Origin of the sequence: Mesorhizobium erdmanii USDA 3471 (assembly GCF_000472705.1) — a bacterium.
Taxonomy (GTDB): Bacteria; Pseudomonadota; Alphaproteobacteria; order Rhizobiales; family Rhizobiaceae; genus Mesorhizobium; species Mesorhizobium erdmanii.
The window spans coordinates 20,376-38,152 of the sequence record NZ_AXAE01000020.1 but is presented as its reverse complement, the minus strand read 5'-3'; the positions used below and the strand labels follow the sequence as shown (position 1 = coordinate 38,152).

The 17,777-nt window shown below is 62.8% G+C and carries 14 protein-coding genes; 9 read left to right on the top strand and 5 right to left on the bottom strand.

Features of this window, described 5'->3' with window-relative positions:
* The first annotated feature begins 251 nt into the window (after positions 1-251).
* A complete protein-coding gene (locus A3AU_RS0116810) occupies positions 252-1,436 on the top strand; it encodes an acetyl-CoA C-acetyltransferase (protein WP_027053892.1) in 1,185 nt (394 codons plus the stop codon).
* A gap of 88 nt (positions 1,437-1,524) precedes the next feature.
* Positions 1,525-2,250 (top strand): acetoacetyl-CoA reductase, encoded by a 726-nt coding sequence (gene phbB, locus A3AU_RS0116805; RefSeq protein ID WP_027053891.1) that lies wholly within the window; start codon positions 1,525-1,527, stop codon positions 2,248-2,250.
* 16 nt (positions 2,251-2,266) lie between these two features.
* Here the strand turns inward: phbB and A3AU_RS0116800 are convergent, their stop codons facing one another.
* The gene (locus tag A3AU_RS0116800) at positions 2,267-3,466 is read right to left on the bottom strand and encodes an FAD-dependent oxidoreductase (RefSeq protein ID WP_245235513.1); all 1,200 of its coding nucleotides are present in this window, start codon (positions 3,464-3,466) and stop codon (positions 2,267-2,269) included.
* Here A3AU_RS0116800 and A3AU_RS0116795 point away from each other — a divergent pair.
* The 5 genes from A3AU_RS0116795 to A3AU_RS0116775 all read left to right on the top strand — a co-directional run bounded on the left by A3AU_RS0116795 (position 3,368) and on the right by A3AU_RS0116775 (position 10,195).
* Positions 3,368-4,180, top strand: a complete 813-nt coding sequence (locus A3AU_RS0116795; RefSeq protein ID WP_335335953.1) for a TetR/AcrR family transcriptional regulator — start codon at positions 3,368-3,370, stop codon at positions 4,178-4,180. The two genes, A3AU_RS0116800 and A3AU_RS0116795, sit on opposite strands and share 99 nt — an antisense overlap.
* Before the next feature lie 624 nt (positions 4,181-4,804).
* Positions 4,805-8,185 carry a helicase-related protein gene (locus A3AU_RS0116790; RefSeq protein ID WP_027053888.1) on the top strand — a complete coding sequence of 1,127 codons (3,381 nt, stop codon included), beginning with the start codon at positions 4,805-4,807 and terminating at the stop codon, positions 8,183-8,185.
* 83 nt (positions 8,186-8,268) lie between these two features.
* Positions 8,269-8,655 carry an RNA-binding S4 domain-containing protein gene (locus A3AU_RS0116785; RefSeq protein WP_027053887.1) on the top strand — a complete coding sequence of 129 codons (387 nt, stop codon included), beginning with the start codon at positions 8,269-8,271 and terminating at the stop codon, positions 8,653-8,655.
* A gap of 251 nt (positions 8,656-8,906) precedes the next feature.
* On the top strand, positions 8,907-9,245 hold the full coding sequence (fdxA, locus tag A3AU_RS0116780) for a ferredoxin FdxA (RefSeq protein ID WP_008873823.1): 339 nt from the start codon (positions 8,907-8,909) through the stop codon (positions 9,243-9,245).
* Between the two features lie 368 nt (positions 9,246-9,613).
* A complete protein-coding gene (locus tag A3AU_RS0116775; RefSeq protein WP_010911999.1) occupies positions 9,614-10,195 on the top strand; it encodes a CarD family transcriptional regulator in 582 nt (193 codons plus the stop codon).
* Between the two features lie 183 nt (positions 10,196-10,378).
* Here the strand turns inward: A3AU_RS0116775 and A3AU_RS0116770 are convergent, their stop codons facing one another.
* The 3 genes from A3AU_RS0116770 to A3AU_RS0116760 all read right to left on the bottom strand — a co-directional run bounded on the left by A3AU_RS0116770 (position 10,379) and on the right by A3AU_RS0116760 (position 12,843).
* A complete protein-coding gene (locus tag A3AU_RS0116770) occupies positions 10,379-11,152 on the bottom strand; it encodes an amino acid ABC transporter ATP-binding protein (protein WP_027053886.1) in 774 nt (257 codons plus the stop codon).
* Positions 11,149-11,829, bottom strand: a complete 681-nt coding sequence (locus A3AU_RS0116765) for an amino acid ABC transporter permease (protein WP_027053885.1) — start codon at positions 11,827-11,829, stop codon at positions 11,149-11,151. Before A3AU_RS0116765 ends, A3AU_RS0116770 begins: the two co-directional genes overlap by 4 nt.
* A gap of 240 nt (positions 11,830-12,069) precedes the next feature.
* Positions 12,070-12,843, bottom strand: a complete 774-nt coding sequence (locus A3AU_RS0116760) for an amino acid ABC transporter substrate-binding protein (protein WP_027053884.1) — start codon at positions 12,841-12,843, stop codon at positions 12,070-12,072.
* A gap of 326 nt (positions 12,844-13,169) precedes the next feature.
* Between A3AU_RS0116760 and A3AU_RS0116755 the strand changes: the two genes are divergently transcribed.
* On the top strand, positions 13,170-14,033 hold the full coding sequence (locus A3AU_RS0116755) for an RNA polymerase factor sigma-32 (protein WP_027053883.1): 864 nt from the start codon (positions 13,170-13,172) through the stop codon (positions 14,031-14,033).
* Between the two features lie 166 nt (positions 14,034-14,199).
* On the top strand, positions 14,200-16,152 hold the full coding sequence (locus tag A3AU_RS01000000135600) for a caspase family protein (RefSeq protein WP_051355389.1): 1,953 nt from the start codon (positions 14,200-14,202) through the stop codon (positions 16,150-16,152).
* Between the two features lie 83 nt (positions 16,153-16,235).
* Here the strand turns inward: A3AU_RS01000000135600 and A3AU_RS0116745 are convergent, their stop codons facing one another.
* Entirely contained in the window at positions 16,236-17,684 is a 1,449-nt protein-coding gene (locus A3AU_RS0116745) for a M48 family metalloprotease (protein ID WP_032917541.1), read from the bottom strand.
* Between the last annotated feature and the right edge of the window lie 93 nt (positions 17,685-17,777).

Genomic DNA, 17,777 nt, shown 5'->3' with positions numbered 1-17,777 from the left:
GCGCCCTTTTTGAGGATATGCGCAAAAGCCTCATAATTCCAAGCAGTTTGTGCAGTGCGGCATCATTTAATGCTGCAGGACGGGCACAATATGCTGCGCAGCAATGCAAGGACCGCCTCCATGGCAACATGCGGCCTGCTTGCGGCGCATGGGCGCCATGCCCATTTCAGGTTTGACTTGGATCATGGAAAGGGCAAGAAAAGTCGCCAACAATGCCCAAAAACACGACAGCTCGAAGTCTGGAGAAGAAAATGTCCTCTGCCAATTCCATCGTTGTCGCCAGTGCCGCACGCACGGCCGTTGGCTCCTTCAACGGTGCTTTCGCGGCCACCCCGGCGCATGAACTCGGCGCCGTCGTCATCAAGGGGCTTTTGTCGCGCGCCGGTGTCGAGGCCGCCGAAGTCGACGAGGTGATCCTCGGTCAGGTGCTGACCGCGGCCCAAGGCCAGAACCCGGCCCGTCAGGCCTCGATCCTGGCCGGCCTGCCCAAGGAGACCACCGCCTGGGGCCTCAACCAGGTTTGCGGCTCGGGCCTGCGCGCCATCGCGCTCGGCATGCAGCAGATCGCCACCGGCGACGCCAAGGTGATCATCGCCGGCGGCCAGGAGTCGATGTCGATGTCGCCGCACGCCGAACATCTGCGCGCCGGCGTCAAGATGGGCGACTACAAGATGATCGACACCATGATCAAGGACGGGCTGTGGGATGCCTTCAACGGCTATCACATGGGCAACACCGCCGAGAACGTTGCCCGCCAGTTCCAGATTACCCGCGACGACCAGGACCAGTTCGCGCTGGCCTCGCAGAACAAGGCCGAGGCGGCGCAGAAGGCCGGCAAGTTCAAGGACGAGATCGTCGCCTTCACCATCAAGGGCCGGAAGGGCGACACCATTGTCGACCAGGACGAGTACATCCGCCACGGCGCGACGCTGGATGCCATGACCAAGCTGAAGCCGGCCTTCGACAAGGAAGGCACCGTGACTGCCGCCAACGCCTCCGGCATCAATGACGGTGCGGCCGGCGCTCTGCTGATGAGCGAAGCCGAAGCCGCAAGGCGCGGCATCACGCCGCTGGCGCGCATCGCCTCCTGGGCAACCGCCGGCGTCGACCCGGCGATCATGGGCACCGGCCCGATCCCGGCTTCGAAGCGCGCGCTGGAGAAGGCTGGCTGGTCGGTCGGCGATCTCGATCTGGTCGAAGCCAACGAGGCTTTCGCCGCGCAGGCTTGCGCGGTCAACAAGGGTATGGGCTGGGATCCCTCGATCGTCAACGTCAACGGCGGCGCCATCGCCATCGGCCATCCGATCGGCGCTTCCGGCGCCCGCATCTTCAACACGCTGGTCTTCGAGATGCGGCGCCGCGGCGCCAAGAAGGGCCTCGCCACATTATGCATCGGCGGCGGCATGGGCGTCGCCCTGTGCGTGGAAGCGCTATGACAAATCCTTGACGGGCGGCGCGAGCCGCCCGTTTCATATCCAGTGCCTGCCAAGCCCGACAACAGGGCGATATCAAAAGGGGAAACGCATGACCAAGGTAGCAATCGTCACCGGCGGATCGCGAGGCATTGGCGCGGCGATCTCGATCGCTTTGAAGAACGCCGGCTATTCGGTCGCCGCGAACTACGCCGGCAACGATGAGGCGGCGGCGAAGTTCAAGGCCGAAACCGGCATTCCGGTCTACAAATGGTCGGTCGCCGACTACGACGCTTGCGCCGCCGGCATCAAACAGGTCGAGGCCGATCTCGGCCCGGTCTCGGTGCTGGTCAACAACGCCGGCATCACCCGTGACGCCATGTTCCACAAATTGACGCGCGAGCAGTGGAAGGAGGTCATCGACACCAATTTGTCGGGCGTCTTCAACATGACGCACCCGCTTTGGGGCGGCATGCGCGACCGCAAGTACGGCCGCGTCATCACCATCTCCTCGATCAACGGCCAGAAGGGCCAGGCCGGCCAGGTCAATTATTCCGCCGCCAAGGCCGGCGACATCGGCTTCTCCAAGGCACTGGCCCAGGAGGGGGCTCGCGCCGGCATCACCGTCAACGTCATCTGCCCGGGCTATATCGCCACCGAGATGGTCAAGGCGATCGACGAGAAGGTGCTCAACGAGCGCATCCTGCCGCAGATTCCGGTCGGCCGCCTTGGCGAACCGGAAGAGATCGCCCGCTGCGTCGTCTTCCTCGCTTCGCAGGATGCCGGTTTCATCACCGGCTCGACCATCACGGCCAATGGTGGCCAGTACTTCACTTAAGGCTTCGCGACGATCGTCAGGCGGCCCGTTTCAGATGCAGACCGGCTTCAGACTTGCTGGCCGCGACTGATCCCGGCTTGCCCGACGGCGCCGGAAGCCGAGCCAGTGGCGCCCGGCTTAGCCCTGACAGTTTCAGCGCGATGCGACGCTTCAGCGGCGGGCTGAGGTTCACCACGGAAAGCGCCAGATTACGCAGGAACCGCTTCACCGGATTGCGGGCAAGCGCCATGTCGGTCATCCTGCCCGCGAGGTCGAGGACCTCCTGAGCCGCCGGGCGGCGCAGCGTTTCATAAAGGTCGAGTGCCGCCTCGGAACGAACGCCGTTCACCACATCGCCAAGCAACTGGCCAAGCACGACCGCATCGATGATGCCTGTGTTCATGCCTTGCCCACCCGCTGGGCTGTGGACATGGGCGGCATCGCCCATCAGGAACAGCCGGTCCTTGCGATAGGCCCGGACCAAGCGATGATGAACGCGGAAGCGCGAACTCCAGCTGATGCCCAGCACCCGGGCTGGCTTTCTGGTCGGTCCGCGGCTGTCGAGCAGCGCTTGGATGTCGGCGGCATCGGGTTTTTCCGGCGCCTCATCCATTGTCGCGACGACACGATAAGATCCGTCCGGAAGTGGCGCCACCACCACCAGTCCAGCCGGGGCAAAAAACAGCGACACCTCCGTCGGCCCAACCGGCCAGTCGAGATGAACGTCTGCCAGCACAAACGAACCGTCATAGGCCTCGCCGTCGAACTCGATGCCTGTCGACTTGCGTACTAGGCTTTGCATGCCGTCGGCACCGACGACGTAGCGCGCCGATATGATTTTCTTTTGGCCGTCTTGAACCACTGTCACCTGCGCGCCGTCACTGTCTTGAGCAATCGCCACAGCCTCTACTTCTCGATGAATGGTGCCGCCAAGTGCAGAGATCCGTTCGGCAAACACCTGCTCGGTCAGATTCTGCGGCAGCATCATCAAGTAAGGATATCTCGATGGGAGCTTGCCGAAATCGAGCTTAAGCAGCGCCCTGTTTCGGTCGCGTATCGCGAAATCTTTCAGCTTGACCGAAAGTTCGCTCAGCCGCTGGGTGACGCCAAGCGGTTCGAGCGACTCCAGTGTTTGCGCATGGATGACACCGGCGCGCGACGTCTGCAGGCGGTGAGCAAGCTTCTCGATCAGCACGTGATCGACGCTGGCCTGGTGCAGAGCAATGGACAGCGCCATGCCGGTCGGGCCGGCCCCGATGATCAGGACTTCAGTTTTTTCGGGCAGCATCTTCTCATCTCCGTTTATCAACAGTCGTTGACTTTTCAGCGAGGTGCATTGCATTTGTCAACAGCCGTTGGCATATGCTTCCTCATGACCGAGAATCAGCCGAAAATCACCAAGTCAGACCGTACACGGGCTCAAATCCTCGAGGCCGCGCGCCAACTTTTCGCCGAGCGCGGCTATGACGGCGCCTCCATCCGGGACGTTGCAGCCCAAGCCTCGATCGATCCGGCGATGGTGATCCGTTATTTCCACAGCAAGGACGAGTTGTTCGCCAGGGCGGCAGTCGTGGACCTGCAACTGCCCGATCAGCGGGTCGATCCAGCCGCTGTCGGCGAGACGCTGATCAGGCGCTTTCTCGTGAACTGGGAAGGTCCAGCCAACGGACCCGGAATGATAATTCTTTTGCGCTCGGCGGCTTCGAACGAGCACGCAGCCCACAAGGTCCGCGATGTCTTCGCTAACCAGGTTAGGCCCATGGTCGCTTCGATCGGCGACCCGGCGGATGCCGGCAGACGTGCCGGACTGGTTGCCAGCCAGTTGCTGGGCCTCGCCATGTGCCGATACCTGCTACGGCTTGAGCCGGTGGTAGCGTTGTCGCCCGAAGAGATCATTCGAGATGTCGGCCCCGTATTGCAACGCTACGTTATGGGTCACGATGCCCATTGAATTGTGCGGCACGTGCCCGAGTGGCACGCAAAGGTTAATGGCGGCAGCGCCGTCTGTGCGAACCCTGTGATCAAGCCTGTGGATTGTCGGTGGATAAGCTGTTCACAACTCCACATATTGGAGGAACAAAACGGGAAAATGTCGCTGGCGCCGTTTTGTCGCCGATTTGTTCTGGCTTTGAGCGGAAGTTAACATTAATGGCCAGGAATCGCTCGGAACTCCTTAACACTCAATTCAGAAAGATTAACAATTTCATAATCTTGCGCAAAAGGCATCGAGCCGTTTCCGTCATTCTCCGGCAAAGCTTAACGGCATGGCCCGCCAAGCACAAAACGGGCCAATTCCGCGATTCAGCATGTGGTGAGAGTCAGGGTCCGAAAATCCATATGTAGCCGTGAACAAAAGCGGAATCTCGGTGAGTCAGCGATTCGTCGCCGATTCGTTCCAGACTCGTTCCAACTGTTAAGCAGCGACTTATTTGCGGATAGAAGCGAGCGTCCCCAGCGACCTGCCGGAACATTCCGCTTTCGCTTCGCGCCCGAAATCCCTATGTGTCGCCTGTCATACGCGCCGCCCAGGCACGCTCCCGACAACGAGTGGCCAGAAAGCCTTATTTCCGAGCCGATGAACATCCAGCCGAAACACACCCAGCCGCTGATCCTGTCGGGGCGCGACGTGACCGCCGTGCTTGGGCCGACCAACACCGGCAAGACCCATCTCGCCATCGAGCGCATGGTGGCACACGAAACGGGTGTGATCGGCCTGCCGCTCAGGCTGCTGGCGCGAGAAGTCTACACCCGCGTCTGCGAAAAGGTCGGTGCCCACAAGGTGGCGCTGATCACCGGCGAGGAGAAGATCCAGCCGCCAGGCGCGAAGTATTCCGTCTGCACCGTCGAGGCCATGCCACGTGAGACGGATGCCGCTTTCGTCGCCATCGACGAAGTACAGCTTGCCGGCGACCTCGAGCGCGGCCACATCTTCACCGACCGCATCCTTCACTTGCGCGGCCGCCAGGAGACGCTGCTGCTTGGTGCCGCCACCATGCACGGCATCCTGCAGCGCCTGCTGAAGGGCGTCTCGGTGGTGACGCGGCCGAGGCTGTCGCATCTCGCCTATGCCGGTTCCAAGAAACTGACCCGGCTGCCGCGCCGCACCGCGATCGTCGCCTTCTCCGCCGACGAGGTCTACGCGATTGCCGAGCTGATCCGGCGCCAGCAGGGCGGTGCGGCCGTCGTGCTCGGCGCGCTCTCGCCGCGCACCCGCAACGCCCAGGTGGCGCTGTTCCAGTCGGGCGATGTCGACTATCTCATCGCTACCGATGCCATCGGCATGGGCCTCAACCTCGATCTCGACCACGTCGCCTTCGCCCAGAACCGCAAATTCGACGGCTACCAGTACCGCAATCTGACGGCGGCCGAGCTTGGCCAGATCGCCGGCCGCGCCGGCCGGCATCTGCGCGACGGCACCTTTGGCGTCACCGGCCAGGTCGACCCGCTCGACGAAGAGCTGGTCAAGAAGATCGAAGGCCATGACTTCGATCCGGTGAAGGTGCTGCAGTGGCGCACGGCACAGTTCGATTTCGCCAGCCTCGATGCGCTGAAGCGCTCGATCGAGACCAACGCGCCGGTCGAGGGCCTGACGCGCGCGCTGCCCGCGGTCGATGCACAGGCGCTCGAATATTTGTCGCGCGACGGCGACATTCGCGCGCAGGCCACCGATGCCAAACGCGTGGCGCTGCTGTGGGAAGCCTGCGCGCTGCCCGACTACCGCAAGATCGCGCCGGCCCAGCATGCCGACCTCATAGCCTCGATCTACATGGACCTCGTCCGCCATGGCCATGTCGACGAAAACTACATGGCCGAGCAGGTACGCCGTGCCGACACCACCGAGGGCGACATCGACACGCTGTCGCACCGCATCGCCCAGATCCGCACCTGGACATTCGTGTCGAACCGGCCCGGCTGGCTGGCCGATCAGGCACACTGGCAGGAAAAGACGCGCGAAATCGAAGACAGATTGTCGGATGCGCTGCATGAGCGGTTGACGAAACGCTTTGTAGACCGCAGGACTTCCGTCCTCATGCGGCGCCTTAGAGAAAATACCATGCCTGAAGCCGAAATCAGTCCTACCGGAACCGTCCTTGTCGAAGGCCACCATGTCGGCGAGTTGCAGGGGTTCCGCTTCACCGCCGACCAGACCGCCGGCGGCGAAGACGCCAAGGCCGTGCGCACGGCCGCGCAAAAGGCGCTGGCCGCCGAATTCGAGGCGCGCGCCGAACGCTTCGGCGCCTGCGCCAATGGCGACCTGGCGCTTGGCTCGGACGGCACGCTGCGCTGGATCGGCGCGCCGATCGGCACGCTGGTTTCCGGCGAGGACGCGCTGAAGCCGCGCCTCGTATTGCTGGCCGACGAACAATTGACCGGCTCGGCGCGCGACAAGGTCGCCGCGCGCGCCGAACGTTTCGTCAATTTCCAGATCGAAACGCTGCTGAAGCCGCTGGTCGACCTGAAGAATGCCGAGCAGATCTCCGGTATCGGCCGCGGCATCGCCTTCCAGCTGGTCGAGAATTTCGGCGTCATCAACCGCCGCGATATCGCCGAGGAGATGAAGTCGCTCGACCAGGAAGGCCGTGCGGCGCTGCGCCGGCTCGGCGTGCGCTTTGGCGCCTACCATGTCTTCGTGCCGGCACTGATCAAACCGAACCCCGCCGGGCTGGTGACCTTGCTGTGGGCGCTGATGAACGATGGCAAGGACAAGCCGGGTTTCGGCGACGTCGTCCACGCACTGGCGTCGGGCCGCACGTCGGTGGTCATCGATCCGGCCTTCGACAAGGCCTTCTACAAGCTCGCCGGTTACCGCAACCTCGGCCGCCGCGCCGTGCGCATCGACATATTGGAGCGGCTGGCGGATCTTATCCGTCCGGCGACCAACTGGAAGCCTGGCCTCGGCCAGCGGCCGGACGGCGCCTATGACGGCCAGTCCTTCATGGTAACGCCGCCGATGATGTCGATCCTCGGCGCCACCGCCGACGACATGGAAGAAATCCTCAGGGGTCTCGGCTATCGCTCCGAGCCGAAGCTGGCCGCCGAAGTCAAGGCACGGCTCGACGCGCAGGACACTGCCGCGCGGGAAGCCGCCGCGGCCAAGCTCGCGGCGGAAGAAGCCGCTCGCGCCGAGCAGGCCAAGGCCGCGGAGGCTGCCGCAACGGATACGGCCGCGGAAGCCGCGGTCGAGATATCGGAATCGGCTGCCGTCGAAGCCACCGTTGACGTTCCGGCGGAAGCCGTCGCGGAAGCGGCTGCGGAGCCCGCCGCGCAAGAGCAACCGGACGCTCCGGCCGAGGCCGTGGAGGAGCCTGCAGCGGAGGCCGTCGCCGAAGCCGCTGCGGAACCTGCTCCCGAGCCCGAGGCGGAAGCCGAGCCCGTCGAGGCCGCGCCAGTGGAACCGGTTTCCGAGGCTTCGCCGGCGACGGAAGCGGTTTCGGGCGAGCCTGCCGCGGTCGCCGAAGCGGCCGCCGGCGAGCCCGCTGCCGAAGCTCCCAAGCCGATCCTGTTGTGGCGCCAGGGTCGTTTCGAACAGCGCCCCCGCCATCACGAAGGCCGCAACAACCGCCAGCGCAACGGACAAGGCCGTGGCCGAGGCAATGCACCAGCCGATGCCGGCGGCGCACCGGCCTCTTCTGGTCCCGGAGAACGGCCCGCCCAGGAAGGGCGGCGCGACGGCGCCGGCAAGCCGCGCTTCGACCGTTCGAAGTTCAAGCCCAAGCCTCAGGGTGAAGGTGAACAGCGCCGTGACGGCCGCCCGCAGGGCGAGCGTCCCGAGCGCCGCGAAGGCCGGCCCGACTGGAAGGGCGGCAGGCCCGACGGCAAGGGCGGTCCTGATCGCGGCAAGGGCGGCGCCAAGCCAGCCTTCCAGCCGAAGCCGCGCGAGGAACGTCCGGTACGCTTCGACCCGGACTCGCCCTTCGCCAAGCTCGCCGCCTTGCGCGACCAATTGAAGAAGTAATGCATGTCGCCGATAACGACATGCATGGACCAAAGACCTGAAGCGCGTCGCAGACGCGACACGCTTTAAGCTCGGTTCGTTCGATGGTTGCTGAAGGCCGCCAGCGCATCGACAAATGGCTGTTCTTCTCGCGCGCGGTGAAATCGCGTTCGCTGGCGGCCAAACTGGTCGTCGCCGGACGCGTGCGCATCAATCGCGACAAAGCAGCGCAGGCCTCCGATCTGGTCAAGCCGGGCGACGTGCTGACCATCACGCTCGACCGGCGTATCTTCGTCTGGAAAGTGCTCGGCACCGGTGTGCGGCGTGGCCCGGCGGAGGAAGCCCGCACCCTGTATGAGGACATGTCGCCGCCGCCCACGCCGAAGGGCGAGGCGCTTCCCGACGCTATCCCTGCCCTGCGCGAGGCCGGCAGCGGCCGTCCGACCAAGAGAGAACGCCGCCAGACCGACCGCTTGCTTGGCGAAGAGTAAGGCTTGCCGCTCGTAACGCGGCTGGGCAATGTGGCACAAGATGCGGATGCGGGACAGAACAGAACCCGGCAAACAACGCGCTCCACTCGACATCACGCATCCTTGGAGCGCTTGCCGCTTGGAATTCCATTCCGGAAACGCCGAGGCCGCCAGGCATGGCAACCCTTGCAAGCGACTGACAAAGGCGTTACCTCACGGAAAAAGCCCAACAAAACTGGCCCATTCAAGCTGGGACGTCCCGGAGCCGATCGATGACCTATGTCGTGACCGACAATTGCATCAAATGCAAATATATGGACTGCATCGAGGTCTGTCCGGTCGACTGTTTCTATGAAGGCGAAAACATGCTCGTCATCCATCCCGACGAGTGCATCGACTGTGGCGTCTGCGAGCCCGAATGCCCCGCCGACGCTATCAAGCCCGACACCGAGCCCGGCCTCGACAAATGGCTCCAGATCAACACCGAATACGCCGAGAAATGGCCCAACATCACCGCCAAGAAGGAGCCGCCGGCAGACGCCAAGACCTTCGATGGCGAGGCCGGCAAGTTCGAGAAATACTTCTCCGCCGAACCCGGCGAAGGCGATTGACAATACGGCCGTAAAGGCTTGTATGACGTTGCGTAACAGGCGCGCGGGATTATCCGCCTTGACAGGCGGCGCTGACCTGTGGCCTTCGCGAACTCAGCAAAACCTTGATTCTTCCGACTTTTTGTGTTACATCAGCGAAACATGCCGGTGACACAACGTCGATTTATGGCGCAGACGCCCCAAATCACTGAAAGGTGAGAAACCCATTCCGGACCAGAGCGATCTGGGCCAGGCGATCGCAATCATGCGGTTTGCCGGTCCCGGCTTTTCCGGTGGGTTCATCTGTTGTGCGGCTAACGGTCGGTGACCCCGATCGCACGAGTTCAGCCGGCACCGCCGCCGGCCCACAACAAGGAGTTCAGGGCGTAATGGCAACGATCACCCCGCAGAAGAAGTCCACCGGTGCGCGTCACGGCTTCAAGACCGGCGAGTACATCGTCTATCCGGCGCACGGCGTCGGCCAGATCGTGTCGATCGACGAGCAGGAAGTGGCTGGTCACAAGTTGGAACTGTTTGTCATCGACTTCCAGAAGGACAAGATGCGCCTGAAGGTGCCGGTCGCCAAGGCGACCTCTATCGGCATGCGCAAGCTGTCGGAAGAGGATTATGTCGAGCGCGCGCTGAAGGTCGTGCAGGGCCGTGCCCGCGTCAAGCGCACCATGTGGTCGCGCCGCGCCCAGGAATACGATGCCAAGATCAATTCGGGTGACCTGATCTCGATCTCGGAAGTCGTGCGCGACCTCTACCGCGCCGACAACCAGCCGGAGCAGTCCTATTCCGAGCGTCAGCTCTATGAGGCGGCGCTCGACCGCATGGCCCGCGAGATCGCGGCCGTTAACCGCATGTCGGAAACCGAAGCTGTGCGCCTGATCGAGGTCAACCTCAACAAGGGCCCTAAGCGTGGCGCCAAGGCCGACAATGAGGAAGCCGAGCAGGAAGAAGCCGCCTGAGCGCTTTCGAATTTGAATTTGAAAAACCCGGCCTCGCGCCGGGTTTTTTGTTGCTCGGACAAGCAAGGGTCGCACCTAAAGCGCGTCGCGTCGAAACGGATGCATGCGGCGCGCTTTAGGTCTTTGTTTTTATGCATGTCGTTCTCCCAGAACCGAGGTCACTTCTGGGCGACATGCATTAATCTAAGCCTGACCGCCGCTCTCCTTCTCGGCTTCCTGCTTCAGCGTCGCGATGAAGCGCTTGGTCCGTTCACGCTCCGGGTTGCCGAACAAAGTGGCCGACGGCCCCTGCTCGACAATGACGCCGGCATCGAGGAACACCGCTTCCTGAGCGATCTTGGAGGCAAGCCGCAGGTCATGCGTCGCCATCACCATGGTCGTGCCTTCGCTGGCGAGCTTGCCAAGCACATCGACCACTTCTTGCGCCAGTTCCGGATCGAGCGCCGAGGTCGGTTCGTCGCACAGCAGCACCTTCGGCGACGGGGCGAGAGCCCGGGCGATCGCCACGCGTTGCTGCTGGCCACCCGACAGCGTCGCCGGCCAGGCATCGGCCTTATGCGCCATCCCGACCTTTTCCAGCAAGGCGAGCGCCCGCTCGCGAGCCCTCTCGGGCGACCACTTCAGCACTGTGACCAGGCCTTCCATGACATTCTCGATCGCGGTCCGGTGCGGGAACAGCTGGAAATTCTGGAACACCATGCCGGTCTGCAGGCGTAACCGCCTGATATCCCCGGCCGGCACTTTGCCCCCCGGGCGGAACTCGAGCATCTCGTCGCCGATCCGCACCGTGCCCGAGGTCGGAATCTCCAAGAGATTGATGCAGCGCAAGAGCGTGCTTTTTCCGCCGCCCGAAGGGCCGACAAGGGCGGTGACGCTGCCTTCGGCGATGGCGACGGTCACGCCCTTCAGCACGAGATTGTCACCGAAGCGTTTTTCGATGTTGCCGAGGCCGATCATGCGCGCGCCTCCAGGAAGCCGCCATAGCGGTTGAGCCGGGTTTCCAGCCGCGTCTGCAAGGCCGACAGCACCGAGCTCAGCGCCAGATAGAGGATCGCCGCCTCGACATAGAGGATCAACGGCTCGTAGGTGGTGGCGACGATGCGCTGCGCAGCCTGGAACATTTCCGGCACGGTGATGGCGGCGGCTAGCGACGTGTCCTTGACCAGCGAGATGAAGGTGTTGGAGAGTGGCGGCACCGCGACCCGTCCGGCTTGCGGAAGGATGGTGCGCCGCATCGCCTGGCTCCAGGTCATGCCGATCGAATAGGCGGCCTCCCACTGGCCTTTCGGTACCGAGCCGATGGCCGCGCGGATGATTTCCGACGTGTAGGCACCGATGTTGAGCGTGAAGCCGATCAGCGCCGCGGTAAAAGCGTCGAGCAGGATGCCGACCGATGGCAGGCCGTAGAAGATCAGGAACAGCTGCACCAGAAGCGGCGTGCCGCGAAAGATCCAGACATAGAAGCGCACCAGCATGACCACCGGCTTTGGTCCGAATAGCCGGCCGAGCGCTGCACCCAGGCCAACCGTCAAGCCAAGGACGAAGGACAACAGCGTCAACGGCACGGTGAAGATCAAAGCGGCCCAGAGCAGCGAAGGCAGCGACTCCAGCATCAGTTGCAGCCAGTGCGGCACGAAAGACCCTCCGGATTAGTGCAAGTCGCCCAAAAGTGACCTCGGTCTTGGGGAACCGACATGCGTAAACAAAGACCTAAAGCGCGTCGTATCAATCCGTTTCGACGCGACGCGCTTTAGTCGAAACCGCGTCGTCGAAATGCGAATGCGTCAGCCATATCACGACAAAAGCGGCGAGCCGTCAAAGACGCTCGCCGCTGGATACGCTGCGGGGCCGGAACCGGCCCGCCCTCGAAAAGCCTACTTCGAAACGTCCTGGCCGAAATAGGTGTCGGCGATCTTCTGATAAGTTCCGTCAGCCTTGATATCGGCCAGCGCCTTGTTGATGGCGGCGACCAGTTCCGGGTCGCCCTTGCGCACGATGACACCGGAATAGTCGGCGTTGTCCTCTTGCGCGGCGATCTTCACATTGGCGTCGGGCTTGTGCTTCTTGAAGTCGAGAAACGACAGGCTGTCATTGATGGTGGCGTCGGCGCGGCCGGTCAAAAGCAGCTGGATCGACTGGTCGAAGCCGTCGGTGCCGACCAGCTCCGCACCGTTGGACTCGGCCAGCTTGCCGAAGTTCGAGGTCAGCGACTGGGCTGACTTCTTGCCTTTGAGATCGGCGAAGGTCTTGATGTCGGTGTTGTCGCCGCGCACGATCAGCACCGCCTTGGAGGCGATGTAGGGATCGGAGAAATCATACTTGGCCTTGCGCGCGTCGGTGATGCCGACCTCGTTGATGACGGCGTCATAACGGCTGACGTCGAGCCCGGCGATCAGTCCGTCCCACTTGCCTTCGAGGAATTCGGCCTTGACGCCGAGCTTGTCGGCAATCGCCTTGGCGATCTCGACATCGAAGCCGACTAGGGCGCCGGAAGCGTCATGGTAGGTGAACGGCGCATAGGTGCCTTCCGTGCCGACCTTGAACACGCCGGCCTGCTTGATCTGGTCGAGGTTGGCGCCGGCATGGCCTGCCGTGACCGCCAGGGCCTGCAGCGTTCCGGCTACGATAAGCGACTTGAGCCATTTCATCTTTTTGTGATCCCGTCCTTGGCCTGATATCCGGCCTGTTGTGAGGGTTGGAAAATGACAGATGAGAGGCAAAAGAATAAGGAACCAGATTTCAAAAACAAAGAAGTCCAGAAACCAAATTCTCCAAAAGCGATTTTTTGCAGCGCTTGAACGCCTCTGGCAACTTCATCGAAATCGCCCGGACGGCATCACCCGCCTGCCCGCGCCAGCGGAACCTTTCCCGCGCATGGCAGTTTTGGCTGTTCTAGGGCGCGATGCCGCGATTTCAACCGGTCCCCCGCCAAGTTCGTAACGTCAGTCATATCGCCTGAGCCAGGGAGCGCCTCATGATGGAAGACACGGCAGGACGGATCATGGTCCGCGCGGCAATGAAGGCTCCCTACCTCGAACGCGACGAGGAACATCGGCTTGCCTTGCTCTGGAAAGACGACAACGACCAGAACGCGTTGCACAGCATCACCGTCGCCCATATGCGGCTGGTCATTTCAATGGCCTCGAAATTCCGCCACTACGGCCTGCCGCTTGGCGACCTGATACAGGAAGGTCATGTCGGCCTGCTGGAAGCCGCCGCCCGTTTCGAGCCCGAGCGCGAAGTGCGGTTTTCGACCTATGCGACGTGGTGGATCCGCGCCTCGATGCAGGATTACATCCTGCGCAACTGGTCGATCGTGCGCGGTGGCACCAGTTCGGCGCAGAAAGCCCTGTTCTTCAACCTGCGGCGGTTGCGTGCCCGGCTGGCAAATGGCCCAGAGCCGCTCTCCAACACAACCCTCTACCGGGAGGTGTCGGTGGCGCTTGGCGTCTCCGAGGCCGATGTGGCGATGATGGATTCGCGGCTGTCGGCGCCCGACTCCTCATTGAACGCGCCGCTCGCAGACGATACGGGCGCTACCGAGCGAATGGATTTTCTAGTGTCGGACGACCCCCTGCCCGACGAGATCGTCGGCGACAAGATCGACGTCGCGCGCCGCTCGCTTTGGCTGAAAGAGGCGCTTCATGCGCTGAACGCGCGCGAACTCAGGATCATCGAGGAACGCCGGCTGAACGACGACGGCGCCACGCTCGAAGCACTCGGCGAGACGCTCGGCATTTCCAAGGAACGCGTCCGCCAGATCGAGGCCCGCGCCATGGAGAAACTCAAGGTTGCGCTGGTCAAGCAGAACCCGGAATTCATGGCGACAGCCGCCTGACGGTAAAACAGAGACACAAGAGCAAAAATATCAGATTTATCTCAAATAAAATATGTAACCCTCTCGGTGACATATTTAGAGATGTGGAATGTGATTTCTCTAACAGAGAAAATCATGGCAAAAAGCCCTTTCTGGCTACCAGACCGTAACAAAGGTGGGTTTTGCCATGCTAAGGCGCTACGCGTTCCTTGCTGCCTTGATCCTCGTGAGCCTCTCCACATTCGACGCTCGCGCCGATCGAAGGATTGCACTCGTGATCGGCAATTCGCAGTATCGGGAAATCCCGGCGCTCAAGAATCCGGACAAGGACGCTGAGGACGTTTCGAATACGTTCCGGCAGGCCGGTTTCGACGTGTTCGTCGCCAAGGATGTGACCAAGCTCCAATTCGAAGAGAAGTTCCGCAACTATCTAGCCGCCGCCAACGGCGCCGATCTCGCCGTCGTCTATTATTCCGGCCATGGCTTTCAGATCGGCGGCGAGAATTTCCTGATCCCGGTTGACGCGTCGTTGACGGATGCGGCCGACATGGAGGTCCAGACGATCAGACTCAACGACGTGCTGCAGCAATTGCGCACTAAGTCGAAGATCCAGGTGATCATCCTCGATGCCTGCCGCAACGATCCGTTCCCGCGCAAGGACTACTGGCTGCGCGACCAATTGATCGTCTCCGGCGGGACCGGGCTGGCGCAGGTAACAGGCTCGCAGAATGCACTGATTGCGTTTGCCACCGAGCCCGGAGCCGTCGCTTATGACGGGTCCGGCGATCTTAGCCCCTTCTCATCCGCCTTTTCCCGCCGCGCCCTGGCGCCGAACCAGGAAATCCAATCCGTCATGGCCGCCGTGCGCCGGGATGTGGTCAAGGCGACCAATGGCAGGCAGGTTCCGTGGGAGAACTCCTCGCTGATCGATGACGTCGTGCTAATGCGCGCGCCGGGGCAACCGGCGCTGCCGGCGCCCGACGCCCAGCAAAACCAGCAGGTGGTGGAGCGCGGAATCCAGGTCGCCACTGCCGCCGAAGCTCTCGATAATCGTGACATCAATATCCCGGTCGGCGTCGGTCCGGTTGCGCTGAAGCTGGATTTTCCGGCCAGGAATGACCCGATCAGCCTCAAACTCGCGGGCTATCCGGCAGTTGGAACGCTGTCCCTGCCGGATCGCGTCCTGTCGCCGCAGTCGAGCCTGATGGCTGCTGAGGTCGGCCAATTGCGCTACGAGCCTCAGATCGGCTCGGCGGCTCCCGTCGAAATTGACTTTCAGATACGCGCCGGCAACGCATCGAAACGGGCGACGATGAAGCTGTCTCCCAGCGTAGACCCCTGCGACCAGGCCGCCGGCGAGCCGCTCGATCCGCAAGGCGTCGTCTCCGGCCGGTTAGAGAACGAGATCGCGGACGGCGCGGTCGGCGCCTGCGAGGCGGCGGTGAAAGCCTATCCCGATATCGCCCGCTTCCGTTATCAACTCGGGCGGGCGCTGCTGGTCGCCGGCAACATCGACGAGGCCAGGAAGGCTATCCAGGAGGCATCCGACAAGGGACACGTCCGCGCCATCTACGAACTCGGCCACCTCGCCTCCTCGGGAATAGGGGTGGTCGTGAATGCCACCCAAGGGAATGGCTTCTATTCGCAGGCGTCCGACAGGGGGGACCCCTACGCCATGAATGCGTGGGGCCACGCCCTGTTCAATGGCGTCGGCGTCCAGCGCGATACCGGCAAAGGGCTTGACCTCATGCTCACGGCAGCAGCGATGGGGAATATCAGCGCCATGAATGATCTTGCGATGATCTTCAACGAAGGCCGCAATGGAGTGCCCGCCGATCCGGCCCGTGCTCTGGCTTTCCTCAAGGCCGGCATCGAACGGCAAGAGGCTTATTCGATGGGCATTCTCGGTCTTACGCCCAAGCGAAGCACGGTGACGGTCGCGGCGTGTACGCCTAAGGTGGTGACGAAAATCATCACGAAGATAAAGCTGATCCGTACACCTGTGCCAAAAGCGCCGCCGCCGAAGATCGCCAAGCCAAGGGTTCCGATTGTGCCAGGGGAAACCGGATCAGCACCCTGGCGTGGCGGCAATAGCGGCGACCACGACTCCAACACCGGCGGTGGCGGCAATCCCGGATGACGACAGCAACGCCATGGCCGCACCGTCCGAACAGGCAGTGTCGAAGCTGATTGTTCCGCAGCCGGCTGAACGCCGGCACCGACTTACTTGTCGGTGACGATCTTGACCTTGTCGCCGGCCGAAACCGCGGCACCCGGCGACAGCGCATTCAGCACCCGGAACAGGTCAAGCTTGCGGTCGACGCCCACCATCTGCGCGGCGAGCGAGCCCATGGTCTGCCCGGGCTGCACGGTGAGCACGCGGATGTGCAGCGGCTTCAAGGCCGCCTTTTCGGCAGGACTGAGGATACGGAACGAACCGCTGACAGAACGCGCCACCGTCTCCAGTGAGGTGCTGGCCGAGGGTGCCGCGGTCAGCAGCCGGTAGACCTGGCCGCCGGCGCGGATCACCGCGATGTCGAACTGCCAGCCTTCGGCGCCGGCATGCGCGGTCGCGGCCTCGTTGCCGTTGATGGTTTCCTGCTTGACGCTGCTGTCGTCGAGGCCGGCCACCCAGCCGCTTCTGATATAGTCGGTCAAAGCTCGGTTCTTGTCGATCGAAACGCCGTCGAAGCGGATCGCGATGTCGCCTGGCCCGGTCGCCGTCACCGCTGCCGCCGAATTGTCGATGATGAAACCGTCCGGCACCGTGAACGACACGCCCAGGCCCGGATGCAGGAAGGTCTCGCCGCGCACATAGCCTTCTTCCGGCGTGTCGCCATAGAGCAGCCCGTCTATGCCGGCCAGAAAGGAATCGCGGTCGCGCGTGCCGACGCCGGGCGCGCCGAACTGGCGGGCATGGCGTTGCGCCAGGTCGATGCGCTGCGGCGTGTTCGGATGCGTCGCCAGGAAGTCGAGGCTGGCGTCGGTGGCGCCTGATATCGAGCGGAAATCGGTATAGGCCGACATGGACTGCAGGAAGCGGCCGGCGGCATAAGGATCATAGCCGGCTTCGCCGATCGACTTGATGCCGATGGCGTCGGCCTCCAGTTCCTGATTGCGCGAGAACTGCGCCAGCCGGAGTTTGCCGCGGATCAGTGCCGCCTTGGCGGTCGGGCTGTCGCCCAGCACATCCGAGACCACCTTGGTCGCCAAGCCCTCCTCGGCCTCGAGCTGCTGGCGTTGCAGGCCGTGATTGGCGGTGACATGGCCCATCTCATGCGCGATGACGGCGGCGAGTTCGGACGAATCGTTGGCCAGCGCCAGCAGACCGCGCGTGATGTAGAGATACCCGCCAGGTAACGCGAAGGCGTTGACGTTGGGCGAATTGAGGATGGTGATGCGATAGGTCTGGGTCGGGTTGGCCGACACCACGGTCAGATTGCCGACCACCTTGGCGACCATGCGCTCGAGCTTGGGATCTGAATACTCGCCGCCATAGGTGGCCAGAATGCGCGGATGCTGCGCCTTGGCCATCTCGGCAAGCTTGCTGTTGGCGACGACATTGTCGACCGTGATCGGCTTGTCGGATGGCTGGAAGCCGGATTCCTGGACGTCCGGCGGCGTGAACATCTGGCAACTTGCCAGCGCCACGGCCAAGCTGGCCAGCGTCATGAAGCGCGCCAGCGGATTCCTTCTTGATCTGTCAGTGCCGATCGCCAGAACGGCTTCCTTTCAGGTCCCGGCGCATGACCACGAAAATCGGGG

Coding starts and splice junctions, on each gene's coding strand:
- A3AU_RS0116785 (WP_027053887.1), top strand. CDS start 8,269: ATGGTTGCTGAAGGCCGCCAGCGCATCGACAAATGGCTGTTCTTCTCG.
- A3AU_RS0116745 (WP_032917541.1), bottom strand. CDS start 17,684: ATGACGCTGGCCAGCTTGGCCGTGGCGCTGGCAAGTTGCCAGATGTTC.
- A3AU_RS0116755 (WP_027053883.1), top strand. CDS start 13,170: ATGATGGAAGACACGGCAGGACGGATCATGGTCCGCGCGGCAATGAAG.
- A3AU_RS0116760 (WP_027053884.1), bottom strand. CDS start 12,843: ATGAAATGGCTCAAGTCGCTTATCGTAGCCGGAACGCTGCAGGCCCTG.
- A3AU_RS0116800 (WP_245235513.1), bottom strand. CDS start 3,466: ATGGCGCTGTCCATTGCTCTGCACCAGGCCAGCGTCGATCACGTGCTG.
- fdxA (WP_008873823.1), top strand. CDS start 8,907: ATGACCTATGTCGTGACCGACAATTGCATCAAATGCAAATATATGGAC.
- phbB (WP_027053891.1), top strand. CDS start 1,525: ATGACCAAGGTAGCAATCGTCACCGGCGGATCGCGAGGCATTGGCGCG.
- A3AU_RS0116795 (WP_335335953.1), top strand. CDS start 3,368: ATGGATGACACCGGCGCGCGACGTCTGCAGGCGGTGAGCAAGCTTCTC.
- A3AU_RS0116770 (WP_027053886.1), bottom strand. CDS start 11,152: ATGATCGGCCTCGGCAACATCGAAAAACGCTTCGGTGACAATCTCGTG.
- A3AU_RS0116775 (WP_010911999.1), top strand. CDS start 9,614: ATGGCAACGATCACCCCGCAGAAGAAGTCCACCGGTGCGCGTCACGGC.
- A3AU_RS0116790 (WP_027053888.1), top strand. CDS start 4,805: ATGAACATCCAGCCGAAACACACCCAGCCGCTGATCCTGTCGGGGCGC.
- A3AU_RS0116810 (WP_027053892.1), top strand. CDS start 252: ATGTCCTCTGCCAATTCCATCGTTGTCGCCAGTGCCGCACGCACGGCC.
- A3AU_RS01000000135600 (WP_051355389.1), top strand. CDS start 14,200: ATGCTAAGGCGCTACGCGTTCCTTGCTGCCTTGATCCTCGTGAGCCTC.